Genomic DNA, 14,794 nt, shown 5'->3' with positions numbered 1-14,794 from the left:
GCTATCAAATAAATAGCTACTTGCGCAGACGATACCTGCGCTAGCAGCCTATTTCTCATAAAACCACTCAGCCCAAGGTGCCAGCTTCAATGGTGATGCGGCGCTCGCATCGGGCGGCGATGGCGCGGTCGTGCGTCACCAGTACCAGGGTCGTACCCTGCTCGCGATTTAGCGCGAACATCAACTCCATCACCGTCTCGCCGGTGGCAAAGTCCAGGCTGCCGGTGGGCTCGTCGGCCAGCAGCACGGCCGGCTGCACCACAAAGGCCCGCGCCAATGCCACGCGCTGCTGCTCTCCTCCGCTGAGCAGCTTGGGGTAATGGCCTAGCCGCTGGCCCAGGCCGACGCGCCCCAACATCTCGGTGGCGGCTTTGCGCGCGTCCTTGCGGCCTATGAGTTCCAGCGGCAGCATCACGTTCTCAAGCGCGGTCAAATTACCCATCAGCTGGAAGCTCTGGAACACAAAACCCAGCTTCTGCGCCCGCAATGCGGCCCGGGCGTCTTCACTCAGCGCAAAAATATCCTGGCCGGCGATGTGAACTGTGCCCTGCGTGGGTGTATCCAAGCCTGCAATGATGGACAACAAGGTGCTTTTGCCGGAACCTGACGCGCCCACGATGGCCACAGTCTCCCTGGGCGCTAGTGAGAAATCGATATCACGCAAAATGGAGAGCGTGCCGGTAGAGTCGGTCACCGACTTGGAGACATGCTCTACAGAAATCACAGCACCTGGGGACAGATTTGGCATGAAAGGCTTTGAGTTTTGAAACGTAGACACTTTATCGCGACATGGACCCTGGCCGCCGCTGTGGGGTCATCCGGTGCCTGGGCCAAGACCACGCCGAACATTCTGGTGGTGGGCGATAGCATCAGCGCCGAATACGGCCTGCCCCGCGGCACGGGCTGGGTGGCTCTGCTGGAGAAGCGCCTGGCCGAACAAAAGATCCAGGCCGTGGTGCACAACGCCAGCATCAGCGGAGACACCACTTCGGGTGGCCGCTCGCGTCTGGCCGGCCTGCTGGGCTTTTACCAACCGACACTGGTGGTGATTGAGCTAGGAGGCAATGATGCGCTGCGCGGCCTACCCCTACAGTCCACCGAAGACAATTTGCGCCAAATGACCGAAACCGCCCAGAAAGCCGGTGCCAAGGTGCTACTGGTCGGCATGCAAGTGCCGCCGAACTACGGACGTGATTACGCAAATCGCTTCCAGAGCACGTTCGAGAGGGTGGCAAAGACGGAGAAAACCGGGTTGGTGCCCTTCTTGCTGAAAGGCGTGGCGGATGCGCCGGACCCGGTGGCTTTGTTCCAGCCAGACCGCATCCACCCCAAGGCGGAGGCGCATCCTACGTTGCTGAACAACGTGTGGCCGGAGCTGAAAAAGCTGCTGAACTAAAAAACGAAGGAAAGATCAGGCGTCGCTGGAGGCGTCGGGCGGTGGGGTTTGCGTTGCATCGCCCTGATCCTGCACACCGTCGTCCGTGACGCCGTCGTGCTTGCGCTCGCTCTTGGCCTTCAGCTTGTCTTCCTTCTTCTTTTTCTTGGCCAGCTCTTTTTGACGCTTTTCGTATCCGTAATTTGGTGTTGCCAAGGTGGTCTTCTTTCAAAATAAGGCTACCACTTTAACAGCTTGCCCGGCACCCGGATATTCGGCGGCCCCAGGATCTAACCGCTGGACTGCGCCAGTTTCCGCAGCGCCTGCGCCAAGTCTGCTTGCAGGTCCGCCACCGCCTCCAAACCCACGGAGAAGCGTACCAGCGTGCCTCGCGCCAGATGGTCCGGCCAGCCTACCCGCATGCGCTCCAGTTCGTAAGGCACCACCAGACTCATCGGACCGCCCCAGCTATAACCCAGCTTGAACAAAGCCAGGGCATCGCAAAAGGCGTCCACCTGCGCCGAGGTATAGCGCGGGTCCAGCACCACGCTGAACAAGCCGGCGGCCGCATCCTGCGCGCCACACAGCGCCTGCCAGTGCGTATGGCCAGGCGAACCCGCCAGCGCAGGGTGCAGCACCTGTACAAACTCGGCCTGCTGGCGGCACCATTGCACCAAGGCGCGGGTCGCCATGTCGTGGGCCCGGTAGCGCAATGCCATGCTGGGCAAGGAGCGCAGCACCAGCTCGGCATCATTGGCCGCAACACCCAGGCCCAAATGCATATGGGTGCGCTGAACCCTGCGGTGCAGCGCAGGATCGCGGGTGACGACGCTGCCCATCAGCACATCGCCGCCCCCGCTGGGGTACTTGGTCAGCGCATGGACGGACAGGTCCACGCCGAGCGTGGTCCCGCTGCCAGACAACAGATCAAAGGGGTTGAAGGCCAGGCCCGCACCCCAGGTGTTGTCCAGCGCGCACCAGACCTGGCGATCACGGCAGACCTGCAGCAAAGCCGGCAGGTCTGGGAACTCCAGGGTAACGGAGCCCGCAGCCTCGACCCACACCAGCCGGGTGGTCGGCGTGATCTTGGCCGCCAGATCGCCTGGATTCATGGGGTCGTAAACCTGGGTGCTGATGCCCCAGCGCGCCAACTCGCCTTCCGAGAAGGCCTTGTTGGGGCCGTAGACGTTGTCGGGTAACAGCATGCTGTCGCCGGCCTTCAGCAGGGCCAGAGCCACATTGGCGATGGCCGCCAAGCCGCTGGGCACCAGCACGCAGTAGCTGCCACCTTCCAGCGTCGCGATGCGCTCTTCCAGCGTGTAGGTGGTGGGCGTGCCGTGCAGGCCGTAGGTGTAGGCCGACTTGTCTTTCCATTCGTACTCGCGCATGGCGGCCACGGACGGAAAGATGACGGTCGACGCCTTGAACACGCCAGGCTGCGGCGCCGCAAACGCCGCTGGCGGCGCGTACGGGTGGTGGATCAGCTGGGTGGAAGGATGGGGACGGCTCGCCACGGATCGCTTGCGTCAGCCGCGCTTACAGCTTCCACTTTTCCATCAGCTGGGCTGGACGCATGGCGTCGTAGCCCTCGAAAGGCTGGTGGATCCAGGGATTGGTGGGCAAAAACTCGACCGAATAGTCGGGCGTAAAGACGGAAACCGCCTTGGTCCAGATCACGGCGCTGCGCAGCTCGGTGATGGGCGCGTAGTCGCTCTTGAGCTGACGCACCACCGCGTTCAGCGTGTGGCCGGTATCAGCCAAGTCATCCACCAGCAGCACCTTGCCAGCAATTTCACCCTTGGGTGTAGTGATGAAGCGAGCGATATCCAGCACGCCCTGCTGGCGGCCGGCATCCGCGCGGTACGAGCTGGTGGACATAATGGCCAGAGGCTTGTCGAAGATGCGTGACAGCACATCGCCAGGGCGCAAGCCACCGCGCGCCAGGCACAGGATATTGTCAAATTCCCACCCCGACTGGTGGACTTTGAGGGCCAGCTTTTCGATAAGGCTGTGGTATTCGTCATAACTGACGTACAGGTGCTTGCCGTCTTCTGTCAACATGGGGAATTACTCCTGAAATAATAGCTACTGGCGCAGGCGCTATCTGCGCCAGCGGCCAATTTATTCAATAACTCAAGCAGCCTTGTAAGGGTGCTGCATCATGATGGTGTGGTCGCGGTCCGGGCTGGTCGAGACCATGGCGATGGGCACACCCGTCACCTCTTCAATGCGGCTCAGGTAGCGGCGCGCATTCTCGGGCAGCTTGCTGTAGTCGGTCACGCCCACAGTGGAATCGGTCCAGCCATCGATGGCTTCGTACACCGGCACGCAGCGCGCGATATCGTCTGCACCCATGGGCAGGATATCAACCAGTTCGCCGTCCAGCATGTAGCCGGTGCAGAGTTGCAGCACGTCAATGCCGTCCAGCACATCCAGCTTGGTAATGCACAGGCCGCTCAGGCCATTGACCTGGGCGCTGCGCTTGAGCAGGGCCGCATCAAACCAGCCGCAACGGCGACTGCGGCCGGTGGTCACGCCCTTTTCAGCTCCGACAGTGCTCATGTGGTAGCCAGGCGTACCGGGCTTTTCCCATTCGAGTTCGGTCGGGAACGGACCGCCGCCTACGCGGGTGCAATAGGCCTTGGTGATGCCCAGGATGTAGTGCAGCATGCCCGGGCCCACGCCAGAACCGGCAGCGGCATTGCCAGCCACGCAGTTGCTGGAAGTCACGTAGGGGTAGGTTCCGTGGTCCACGTCCAGCAACGTGCCTTGCGCACCTTCAAACAGCAGGTTGGCACCTGCTTTGTGGGCGTCATTCAATTCACGCGACACGTCGGCCATCATCGGCTTGAGCAACTCGGCATGGCGCATGGACTCGGCATAGACCGTGTCGAAATCGATCGCAGGAGCATGCAGGAACTGGGTCAGCACGAAGTTGTGCAGCTCCAGCAGCTCACGCAGCTTGGTGGCGAAACGCTCGGGGTATTTCAGGTCCTGCACGCGCAGCGCGCGGCGGGCAATCTTGTCCTCATAGGCAGGACCGATACCGCGACCTGTGGTGCCGATCTTCTCGGTGCCGCCCTTTTCGCGCAGCGCTTCGCGGGCGATGTCGATAGCCGCGTGGAACGGCAGGATCAGCGGGCAGGCCTCGCTGATGCGCAGGCGCGAACGCACTTCGACACCTGCCTTCTCCAGCCCTTCGATTTCTTCAAACAGCTTGGCGGCCGACAACACCACACCATTGCCTATGTAGCATTTGACGCCAGCGCGCATGATGCCGCTGGGAATCAGGTGCAAGGCCGTCTTCACGCCGTTGATGACCAAGGTGTGGCCCGCGTTGTGACCGCCTTGGAAGCGCACCACGCCCTGGGCGCTTTCGGTGAGCCAATCGACCAGCTTGCCCTTGCCTTCATCGCCCCATTGCGTACCCACCACGACGACATTGCGACCAGGAACCAGATTTGTTTGGGTGTTCATCTCAGAAATTTTCTTAAATAACTTGCACGACCCACTGCCCAGCCGCTTGCTGAAGCACGCGATCGCAATGGAACTCATCAACTTCACTTTCGTGGCCTGGCAACACGCAGACCACAATCTCACCTTCGGCGCGCAGTGCAGCAATAGCCGCGCGCAGATCGTCGGCATGGCCCCAAGGCGCGCGGATGGCGGCCCGCAGCGGACGTGGGCCCACGGCCCCCACCAACTGCTTCAGGTCCAGACTGAACCCAACCGCCGGGCGATTACGACCAAAGACCGCTCCCACCTCGTCATAACGGCCGCCACGCACCAAGGCATCGCCAGCGCCTTGCGCATAAATCGCAAAGCGTGCACCGCTGTAGTAGGCATAACCGCGCAGATCGGCCAGATCAAAGCTGACCGGCGTGCCGGCCAGCTGTTCCGCTAGCCACTGCAAATCACGCAGCGCGTCCTGGATGGCCGGCAAACTTGGCAGCACACGAAGTGCCTGCTGCAGGATGCTGGCATCGCCATACAACTGCACCAGAGCCAATAGGCCGTCACGCGTCACCGCCGGGAAGCCCTGGCACAACTCGGCCAGCTCAGTAGCGTCTTTGTTGGCCAGCGCAGCATGGATACGTGCCAACAGATCGGGCGCAGGCGCCACTTCTGCCAGCAGGGCACGCGCAATACGCGCATCACCCATATCGACCGTGATGCCTTGGACCTCAGCCGCCCGCAGACAGTCCAGCGACAGCTGCAAGACCTCCAGATCGGCTTCCAGGCCGGCATGGCCGTAAATTTCGGCGCCCAGTTGCAGCGGTTCGCGGGTGGCATGCGGACGGTCTGGCCGGGTATGGGCCACAGGGCCGCAATAGCACAGGCGCGTCACACCCTTGCGGTTGAGCAAATGGGCATCAATGCGTGCAACCTGGGGCGTGGTGTCAGCGCGCACGCCCAACATCCGCCCGGACAGCTGGTCTACCAGTTTGAAGGTTTGCAGATCCAATGCCTCGCCGGTACCGGTCAGCAAGGACTCCAGATGCTCCAACAGAGGCGGCATGACCAGCTCGTACGCATAGCCACGGGCGGTGTCGAGCAAGGCGCGACGCAGTTCTTCGATGTGCCGTGCCTCGGAAGGCAGGACATCGGCAATGTGATCCGGGAGGACCCAAGCAGACATGGGATTTGGGGAGGCTGTTAAAAAAGAGATTTTACCGGGCTTGGGCACGGGTAAAAACCGCCACGGTACTTTTCCTGCAATCCGTGGCGTTCAAGCGGGACGCAGCCCCTATGTCAGCAGCAGAAACAAAACCAGCCCGAGCAGCATGCTGCACAGACCAAAGAAACGTAGCTGGCCGTCTTGCAGCTCCAAAAGCTGCTTGAACATATTGCGCCAGGTAGACGGTGATAGAAAAGGCAGCAGCCCCTCTATCACCAGCACCAGGGCCAGAGCGGCCCAAAGGCTATTGCCGTCTTCCAAGATTACTTCTTACCGGCAGGCGCAGCAGCACTGCTGCCACTACCGCGCATAGCTTTGAAGAAGTCCGACGATGGGTCCAAGACCATCACATCGCTCTTCTTGTTGAAGCTGGCTTTGTAGGCATCCAGGCTGCGGTAGAACTGCGCAAACTGGGGGTCTTTGCCAAATGCATCGGCATAAATGCGAGAAGCCTCGGCATCACCCTCGCCCTTGATCTTCTGGGCCTCACGGGTGGCATTGGCGATGGTCACTTCACGTTGCTTATCGGCATCGGCGCGGATCTTTTCGCCCTCAGCAGCACCCGTGGAACGCAGCTCGTTGGCCACGCGCTTGCGTTCGGCCTCCATGCGACGGTAGACCGATTCGGTGATGGCCTCCACGTAGTCCACACGCGTAATACGTACATCCACTACATCCACACCCCAAGGCTTGGAGCCCTGCACGGCCTCTTGAACTTCGCGCTTCACATCGGCCATCAATGCTTCGCGCTTCAGCGACAGCAACTCCTTCACCGTGCGCTTGTTGACTTCCTCTTGGAAGGCATTGCGCACCACGCGGTTCAGCTGATTGGCGCCGGCATTCTCATCCAGGCCCACATTACGGATGTAGTCGGACGGCGTCGAAACGCGCCAGCGCACATACCAGTCAATCACCACGCGTTGCTTTTCAGCGGTCAGCATGGGCTCGGCGTCGGTGCTGTCCAGGGTCAGCAATCGCTTGTCGAGATAAGTGACGTTTTGGAACGGTGGCGGCAACTTAAAGTTCAGACCGGGCTCGGTTATCACCTCTTTAATCTGGCCCAGGGCGTAGACCACACCAAACTGGCGCTGATCCACCACGAACAACATGGAGCTCAGCAGCGCGAAGACCACCAGCAGGGACGATGCAATAAAACCAACTCTGTTCAAAGTATTCTCCTAACGCACGTCACGGTCACGCGAGCGCGAGTTGTCGCGCGTGCGGGCATCATTCGACACGATCGCTGGCGCAACCGGCACCACCGAGCTGCTTGCCAACGGATCTGCCGTAGTGCTGCTATTTGCAGCACCCACAGCGGCTTGACCTGACATCTGCATGATCTTGTCTATCGGCATGTATAGCAGATTGGAGCCCTGCTTGGAGTCCACCAAGACCTTGGTGACATTGGTATAGATTTGCTGCATGGTGTCCAGATACATGCGATCGCGCGTGACCTGGGGGGCCTTCTGGTATTCGGTCAACACCGAGCGGAAACGCTGCGCATCACCTTCGGCCTGGGCCACGATACGGGCCTTGTATGCCTCAGACTCTTCTTGCAGGCGCGACGCGGAACCCACGGCGCGTGGCACCACGTCGTTGGCATAGGCCTGGGCTTCATTCTTGGCACGTTCACGCTCCTGACCGGCCTTCAGCACATCGTCAAACGCAGCCTGCACCTGCTCGGGCGGACGCACGCCACTTTGCTGCATATTGATGCCAACCACCTCCACACCCAACTTATAGCGGTCCAGAATGGTTTGCATCAGCACGCGCACACGCGGTCCAATCTGGTCACGCTCCTCGGCCAAGGCCGTATCCATGCGCATCTTGCCCACCACCTCGCGGACCGCCGTTTCTGCGGCCTGCACCACGGCGCCGCTGGGGTCCTTGCTTTCAAACAGGAAGGCACGCGCATCGTTCAAACGGTATTGCACAGCGAACTTGATCTCGACGATGTTTTCATCTTCGGTCAGCATGGCGGATTCACGCAAGCCAGTGGCCTTGATGATGGAATCGCGACCCACATCCACAGAACGGATCTGGGTGACGGAAACCAGCTCGTGGCGCTGCACGGGGTAAGGCAGACGCCAGTTGAAGCCCGCCCCCACCGTGGATTTGTACTTGCCAAACTGGGTGATCACGGCCTGTTGGCCTTCCTGCACAATGAAGAAGCCGGTGCCCAGCCAAATCAGCAGAACCACGCCAGCGATCAAACCGATGCCGACACCCGCATTCTTCATGTCGGGCTGAAAACCGCCACCACCGCCACCGGAAGATCCGTTGCCGCGAGAATTATTCTTGTTGCCGCCAAACAGCCCGCCCAATTTGCGGTTGAAGTCACGCCACAACTCATCCAGGTCCGGCGGGCCTTGGTTCGGACCCTGGCCGCGGTTGGGCGTGTTCTTGGCCGGCTCTTCCGGCTTCTGAGAGCCATCGGACCCATTGTCGTCACCACGGCCCCAGCGCGGGTCGTTCAAGTTGAACATACCCCGGAGTCGTCCTGGCAGGATGGCCATAGTAAAAGCCCGTAAATTGAGATTCATTCGCGCAAGTCTCTCGGTTGTCATTCCTGTATTGTGCCTATGGAAACACCGTCGCCGAGCCATTCCGGGGATTGCGTGGGGGCATCTGCCTTGGACATTTTGGCCAAGGACAGTTCCGCCAGCTTCTGCCGCAACGCCGGCATTCCGTCTCCGGTACGGGCACTTAAAAAAATTCGAGGGACCTGCTGGCCATCTACCTCGATTTCATCTTGCATCTGGAGCGGCCAACGCGATTTATCAAGGGCATCCAGCTTGTTAAATACCAGCAGTTGGGGCACATCGTCAGCGCCTATTTCTCTCAGCACCATGCCGACTTCGGCCATCTGCTCAGGAAAGTTCGGGTTGGAGGCATCCACCACATGCAACAGCAAGTCGGCATCGGCTGCTTCTTGCAGGGTTGCTCGGAACGCATCCACCAATCCGTGCGGCAGATCGCGGATAAACCCCACGGTGTCGGACAGGGACACGGACCGCCCGGCCTCACCCAGGTATAGCTGACGAGTAGTGGTGTCCAGCGTGGCAAACAACTGGTCGGCGGTGTAGGCCCGTGCCTTCACCAAGGTGTTGAATAGTGTGGATTTGCCGGCGTTGGTATAGCCGACCAGCGAAATGGTGAAGGCGTCGCGGCGCGAACGCTGGCGCCGCTGGGTGCTGCGCTGGCGCACTACCTTTTGCAAGCGCTCCTTGGTTCGCTTGATGGACTCGCCCAGCATGCGGCGATCGAGCTCGATCTGCTTCTCACCGGGGCCGCCACGCATACCGATACCGCCGCTTTGCCGCTCCAAATGCGACCAGCGCCGGACCAGCCGGGTACTCAGATACTGCAAACGCGCAAGTTCGACCTGCAACTTGCCTTCGTGGCTGCGCGCGCGCTGGGCAAAAATGGTCAGGATCAGCATGGTCCGGTCGTTGACCGGCAACTCACAGTGGCGTTCCAGATTGCGCTGCTGCGCGGGGCTCAAGCTCTGGTCGAAGAGAATCTCGGTCGCGCCATGCATTTGCGCCAGCAGCTTGATCTCATCAGCCTTGCCGCTGCCTACAAACAGCGCAGCATCGGGTGCCTGGCGTTTGCAGGTGATGCGGGCAACCACACGCATACCCGCGGTGTCTGCCAACAGGCCCAGCTCTTCAAGTTCTTTGTCAAAATGCGGTGCCCCCAAATCAACACCGACCAGTACGGCCAGTGGCATGTCAGGCGAATCAGAAGAACTCAAATCAGGAAACAGGTAGAGGGGGAGGTTTTAGTGGACCGGGCAGCGTTGCAGAAGCCCGGTCACCAAAAGAATGACCGGCAATCTCAGGCGGCTGCGTCGGGAGCCGACTCATCCGCAGCGGAGAAATTCACAGCACGGCCAGGAACGATAGTCGAAATGGCGTGCTTGTACACCATCTGGGTCACGGTATTGCGCAACAGCACAACGTACTGGTCAAAAGACTCAATCTGGCCTTGCAGCTTGATGCCATTGACGAGGTAAATCGACACTGGCACATGCTCGCGACGCAAAGTATTGAGAAATGGGTCCTGAAGAAGCTGCCCTTTATTGCTCACGATATTCTCCGTGTTGTGAAGATGTTAAAGAAGGTTGGACCTTACCACAGCGATACCCGTACTTACACTAGGTATGCCTAAGGCCCCACCAAAATTGTTGAGACTCGTTCAGTCGTCTTTATCGGCGTAAGGATTGGCTGCCGACTTCATCTGGATACGCAATGGCGTACCGGTGAGATTGAAGGCCTTGCGGAAACGACCTTCCAGAAAGCGCTTGTACGCGTCGGTCACATGCTCCAGCGAATTGCCGTGGATGATGATGACCGGTGGGTTCATGCCGCCCTGGTGGGCATAGCGCAGCTTGGGGCGGAACATGCCGGCGCGCTGCGGGCTCTGGAAGGCCGTAGCCTCCAGCAGCAGACGCGTGAGCACCGGCGTGGACATCTTGCACATCGCCGCCTGGTGCGCCTGCAGAATGGACGCCCACAACGGCCCCAGACCCTGGCGTTTGGTCGCCGAGATGAAATGCATGGACGCAAACTTCAAAAACGCCAGTCGGGTCTCGATTGAGCGCTGCACCAGTTGCCGCTGGTAGGCGTCTACAGCATCCCATTTGTTGATTGCCAGCACCACCGAGCGCCCGCTTTCCAGGATGTAGCCAGCGATATGGGCATCCTGGTCGGTCACACCCTGGGTCGCGTCAATCAGCAGCAGCACCACATGGCAGGTCTCGATCGCCTGCAAGGTCTTCACCACCGAAAACTTCTCGATGGCTTCAAAAACCTTGCCCTTGCGGCGCAGGCCGGCGGTGTCGATCAACTCGAACTTGTGGCCGTTGCGCTCGAAAGGCACGCTGATGGCGTCACGGGTCGTACCGGGCATATCGAATGCCACCAGTCGCTCTTCGCCCAGCCAGGTATTGATCAGTGTGGATTTGCCCACATTCGGGCGGCCCGCCACGGCCAGCTTGGTCACGCCGATGTCTTCGGCCTCGGCCTCTTCATCCGGATCGGGCAGATTCAAGGGAGCCAGCGCCAGATCGACAAGGCCTCGAATGCCCTGCCCGTGCGCTGCCGAGACGGGGTACACCTCGCCCAGACCCAGTTCATAGAAATCCACCAACTGGTGGCCTTCCTTCATGCCTTCGGCTTTGTTGGCCGTCAGTATGCAGGGCTTGCCCAGGCGACGCAGGTACTTGGCAATATCGTGGTCCTGGGCAGACAGGCCGCCACGGGCATCCACCACGAAGATCACCACATCGGCCTCGGCAACCGCCTGGCGCGTCTGTTTGGCCATTTCCTTGTAGATACCGCTTTCGGCATCCGGCTCGAAGCCGCCGGTATCAATCACGATGTATTCGTGCTTGCCCTGACGGCCGTTGCCGTAGTGGCGGTCGCGGGTCAGACCGGCGAAGTCCGCCACGATCGCATCACGCGACTTGGTGAGGCGATTGAAGAGTGTAGATTTGCCCACATTAGGGCGACCGACTAAGGCCAAGACTGGTTTCATGGTATGGCGCAGATCGGCTGACGCAAATTAATTATTCAGGCTGAAAGCCAAAAACACCGCCGCTGCGGGTCACAACGACAACGGTGTTGCCCGCCAATACGGGGGGAGTCACGATGGGCGAGCCATCGGTGGGCAAGCGGTTCAAGAGAGAACCGTCTTCGCGGGAGACGAAATGTACCAGACCTGTACCATCGCCCACCACCAGCGAGCGGCCCACTGCCAGCGGCGCCGACAGGTTACGGTAACGCAAACGCTCGGAAACCCAGGCGCGTTCACCATCAGTACGACGCCAGGCCACGATGTTGCCATCGTCTTCGGAGCCATAGACAAAACGGTCATCGCCATGCACGCCAATGGAGCCCACATCTGGCTTGGTCCACAGCAAGCTGCCGCGCGACGCATCCACACAGCCCACCGCAGCCTGGAAGGCCCGAGCACATACCACACCGCCCATCCGGCTGACACCACCCACCAAGTCCACCAACCGCTCAACATCATTGGTGCCGCGCGGCGAAGCGATCGGCGCCTCCCAACGGGTACTGCCATTGTTCGGGTTCAGGCCCACGAGGCGGCCGGACATGCCGGCGACCAAGGTATCGCCCACGGCCATCAGCACGCCTGACTGGCTCAGCACCAAGGCCTCGCCGGTGCGTTGCTGGTTCCACAATTTGCGGCCCGTGGCGCCATCAAAGGCATTGACGGAACGGTCAGCAGCCAACACGAACACTCGCCCGCCGGCCACCAGCGGCGCGGTCAGGGTCTGGGCTGCCAGGCGCTGGCGCCACAACACGCGACCGGCCTGCAGGCCGACTACCTGGTTGTCACGCGTGACCACGGCCGTCAATGTGCCGTCGCTGCCCACGCCGGCAGACAAGGGACCGCCTACAGCCACACGCCACAGCGATTGGCCGCTTTTCGCGTCCAGCGCCGACACCGCGCCATCGGCACCCGCCAGGGTCACCGTCCCACCCGAGACGTTGACGGACATTGGGAATCCCGCCTCACCCAGTCTCACGTTCCAGGCAGTACGAACGCCCAGCAAGGCCACGTTGGCGGGCAAATCTACGGGCTTGGGTTTTTCGGGGGTGCTGGAGCAGGCCGCCAGCGCCGCTACCAAAACAATAGCGACCGGCACACGAAATATCTGCACAAAAGGCATATTTTTCATTATTTTTTGACTTCCACAGAGACAGGGCCTGCAGACGTGACCACGGGGACTGCAGGACGCGGGTCCACGCCCAGGCTGTTGAGCTTGACCTCTACCAGACGGCGGTACTGGTCTTGTTCGTCCAGGCCTTTGTAGGCGATCTGGTACTGGGCGATGGCATCAGTCTTCTTGTCTTGCACCAGGTAGATATCGCCCCTGCGGTCGGCGACCAGCGGTTCAAAATCCTTGGGGAAGCTGCCCGACAACTGCTTCAAAGCATCGTCGTAGCTCTTGGCTTCCAGCAGCACGCTGGCAAGACGCAAATGGGCGATGGCCTGGTAGCCCTCGTCAGAAGACTGCTCGGCCACCCAGGTCAGGGCCGCCTTGGCTTCATCTGGCTTGCTCTTTTCATACAGGCTCTTGGCAGCCAGCAGGCCGGCCTGCTGGGCGAATGCCGTACGACCGAACTTGTCCTTCATGTCGGAAAAAGCGCGTTCCACCATGGCCACGTCACCGGCTTTGGATGCGCGGTCCACCTCGTCGTACAGGGCGGCCGCCTGAGCTGCCTGGCTGCGCTGCCAGTATTGGTAGCCGTTCCAGCCGGCGAATGCGGCCAGCACCACAATCAAGGACCAGGTGATCAAATTGCCAAAACGGTTCCAGAAAGCTTTGAGCTCGTCAAGCTGTTCTTGTTCTTCAAGGTCGAGGTGGTTTGCCATAAGGTTCTAAGAGTCAAGCGTTCGATTGTAGGGTCGGTGCCCAGGTGGCCACATCGGCCAGGGACTGGGTGGTTTGCACTCCGCTGCCGTCGCGCAGGGATTTGACCGTCACCAGGTTTTGCGCCAGCTCGTCGGCTCCAAAAATCAGGGCAAACCGGGCTCCGCTGCCGTCGGCCTTCTTCAGCTGCGACTTCATGCTGCCCATGCCCTCGCCGGCTCCGGCGTGCATTTGCACCTGCACACCGGCGCGGCGCAGGGTCTGCAAGGTTTGCATGGCGACCGGCAAGGCGGCGATATCAGGCACGACCGCATAAGCGTCGGCCGCTTGCGCAGGCAACTCGGCGCCCTGCTCCTTGATCAACTCCAGCACGCGCTCAATGCCCATGCCCCAGCCGACGGCCGGCGTGGGCTTGCCGCCCAACAGCTCGAACAGGCCGTCATAGCGGCCACCGCCGCACAAGGTGCCCTGGGCGCCCAGCTCGTCGGTGATGAATTCGAACACCGTGTGGCTGTAGTAGTCCAGGCCACGCACCAGGCGCGGATTCACGGTCCACTGCACGCCACAGCTGGTCAGCAGGGTCTGCACTGTATCCAGATGCTTGAGCGAGGCCTCGCCCAGGTAGCTGAGCAGCTGCGGCGCGTCCTGCACCATGGCCTGCATGGCCGGGTTCTTGGTGTCCAGAATGCGCAGCGGATTGGTCAGCAGACGGCGCTGGGCATCGGTGTCCAACAAGTCGCGGTGCTGCTCGAAATAGGCGATCAGCGCGGCGCGGTGCGCCTGGCGCTCGGCCGGCACGCCCAGGCTGTTCAGCTCGACGCGCACATTGCGCAGGCCCAGGTTGGCAAACAGCTCGCTGGCCAGCAGCATGATCTCGGCGTCGACCTCGGGGCCGGAAAAGCCCAGGGCCTCCACGCCCAGCTGGTAGAACTGGCGGTAGCGGCCGCGCTGGGGCCGCTCGTGGCGGAACATCGGACCCATGTAATACAGGCGCTTGCCGCCGTCATAGGTCAGGTTGTGCTGGATGGCCGCGCGCACCACGCCGGGCGTGTTTTCGGGGCGCAGGGTCAGCTGCTCGCCGTTCAGCCGGTCTTCGAAAGAATACATCTCCTTCTCGACGATGTCGGTGGTCTCGCCCGTGCCGCGCACAAACAAGGCGGTGGGCTCGACGATAGGCGTGCGGATCATGCGGTAGGCCGAGCGCGCCATCAACGTGCGGACCTTGTCCTCCAGCCACTCCCAGCGCGCGGAATCGGGGGGCAGTATGTCGTTCATGCCTTTGACGGCAGTCAGTTTGTCAGCCATGGAATCAGATGCTATTAAATGTATAGCTCCC

16 protein-coding genes are annotated in these 14,794 nt (G+C 60.9%); 1 reads left to right on the top strand and 15 read right to left on the bottom strand.

The window, feature by feature from the left end; all coding sequences use genetic code 11:
- Positions 1-67: 67 nt before the first annotated feature.
- Positions 68-748, bottom strand: coding sequence for an ABC transporter ATP-binding protein (locus tag AC07VY_RS06445; protein ID WP_495076200.1), 681 nt, complete (start codon positions 746-748; stop codon positions 68-70).
- Between the two features lie 15 nt (positions 749-763).
- On the opposite strand from AC07VY_RS06445, the gene AC07VY_RS06440 reads away from it, so the two are divergent.
- On the top strand, positions 764-1,396 hold the full coding sequence (locus AC07VY_RS06440) for an arylesterase (protein ID WP_495076201.1): 633 nt from the start codon (positions 764-766) through the stop codon (positions 1,394-1,396).
- A 15-nt stretch (positions 1,397-1,411) separates the two neighbouring features.
- On the opposite strand, the gene AC07VY_RS06435 is transcribed toward AC07VY_RS06440, so the two are convergent.
- From AC07VY_RS06435 to hisS, 14 genes are all read right to left on the bottom strand, one after another.
- The gene (locus tag AC07VY_RS06435) at positions 1,412-1,591 is read right to left on the bottom strand and encodes a hypothetical protein (RefSeq protein WP_495076202.1); all 180 of its coding nucleotides are present in this window, start codon (positions 1,589-1,591) and stop codon (positions 1,412-1,414) included.
- Between the two features lie 74 nt (positions 1,592-1,665).
- On the bottom strand, positions 1,666-2,889 hold the full coding sequence (locus AC07VY_RS06430; protein WP_495096819.1) for a PLP-dependent transferase: 1,224 nt from the start codon (positions 2,887-2,889) through the stop codon (positions 1,666-1,668).
- 22 nt (positions 2,890-2,911) lie between these two features.
- Positions 2,912-3,436, bottom strand: a complete 525-nt coding sequence (locus tag AC07VY_RS06425; RefSeq protein WP_495076204.1) for a phosphoribosyltransferase — start codon at positions 3,434-3,436, stop codon at positions 2,912-2,914.
- A 72-nt stretch (positions 3,437-3,508) separates the two neighbouring features.
- Complete coding sequence (locus tag AC07VY_RS06420) at positions 3,509-4,852, bottom strand: adenylosuccinate synthase (protein ID WP_495076205.1); 1,344 nt, start codon at positions 4,850-4,852, stop codon at positions 3,509-3,511.
- 13 nt (positions 4,853-4,865) lie between these two features.
- Positions 4,866-6,014, bottom strand: a complete 1,149-nt coding sequence (locus AC07VY_RS06415) for an ATP phosphoribosyltransferase regulatory subunit (protein WP_495096820.1) — start codon at positions 6,012-6,014, stop codon at positions 4,866-4,868.
- Between the two features lie 108 nt (positions 6,015-6,122).
- The gene (locus AC07VY_RS06410; RefSeq protein ID WP_495076207.1) at positions 6,123-6,314 is read right to left on the bottom strand and encodes a DUF2065 domain-containing protein; all 192 of its coding nucleotides are present in this window, start codon (positions 6,312-6,314) and stop codon (positions 6,123-6,125) included.
- A gap of 2 nt (positions 6,315-6,316) precedes the next feature.
- The gene (gene hflC, locus AC07VY_RS06405; RefSeq protein ID WP_495076208.1) at positions 6,317-7,222 is read right to left on the bottom strand and encodes a protease modulator HflC; all 906 of its coding nucleotides are present in this window, start codon (positions 7,220-7,222) and stop codon (positions 6,317-6,319) included.
- Between the two features lie 9 nt (positions 7,223-7,231).
- Positions 7,232-8,596: an FtsH protease activity modulator HflK gene (hflK, locus tag AC07VY_RS06400; RefSeq protein ID WP_495076209.1), complete on the bottom strand. Its 1,365-nt coding sequence runs from the start codon at positions 8,594-8,596 to the stop codon at positions 7,232-7,234.
- Between the two features lie 20 nt (positions 8,597-8,616).
- Complete coding sequence (gene hflX / locus AC07VY_RS06395) at positions 8,617-9,786, bottom strand: GTPase HflX (protein ID WP_495076322.1); 1,170 nt, start codon at positions 9,784-9,786, stop codon at positions 8,617-8,619.
- A 107-nt stretch (positions 9,787-9,893) separates the two neighbouring features.
- Positions 9,894-10,145 carry an RNA chaperone Hfq gene (hfq, locus tag AC07VY_RS06390; protein ID WP_490593736.1) on the bottom strand — a complete coding sequence of 84 codons (252 nt, stop codon included), beginning with the start codon at positions 10,143-10,145 and terminating at the stop codon, positions 9,894-9,896.
- Between the two features lie 108 nt (positions 10,146-10,253).
- Positions 10,254-11,594 (bottom strand): ribosome biogenesis GTPase Der, encoded by a 1,341-nt coding sequence (der, locus tag AC07VY_RS06385; protein WP_495096821.1) that lies wholly within the window; start codon positions 11,592-11,594, stop codon positions 10,254-10,256.
- 31 nt (positions 11,595-11,625) lie between these two features.
- Entirely contained in the window at positions 11,626-12,753 is a 1,128-nt protein-coding gene (gene bamB / locus AC07VY_RS06380) for an outer membrane protein assembly factor BamB (RefSeq protein ID WP_495096915.1), read from the bottom strand.
- Positions 12,754-12,761: 8 nt separating this feature from the next.
- Complete coding sequence (locus tag AC07VY_RS06375) at positions 12,762-13,460, bottom strand: YfgM family protein (protein WP_495096822.1); 699 nt, start codon at positions 13,458-13,460, stop codon at positions 12,762-12,764.
- Between the two features lie 13 nt (positions 13,461-13,473).
- Entirely contained in the window at positions 13,474-14,763 is a 1,290-nt protein-coding gene (gene hisS / locus AC07VY_RS06370) for a histidine--tRNA ligase (RefSeq protein ID WP_495096823.1), read from the bottom strand.
- Positions 14,764-14,794: the final 31 nt, after the last annotated feature.

This window comes from Rhodoferax sp. GW821-FHT02C08, from assembly GCF_059421805.1.
This window is presented reverse-complemented; position numbering and strand designations above follow the sequence as displayed.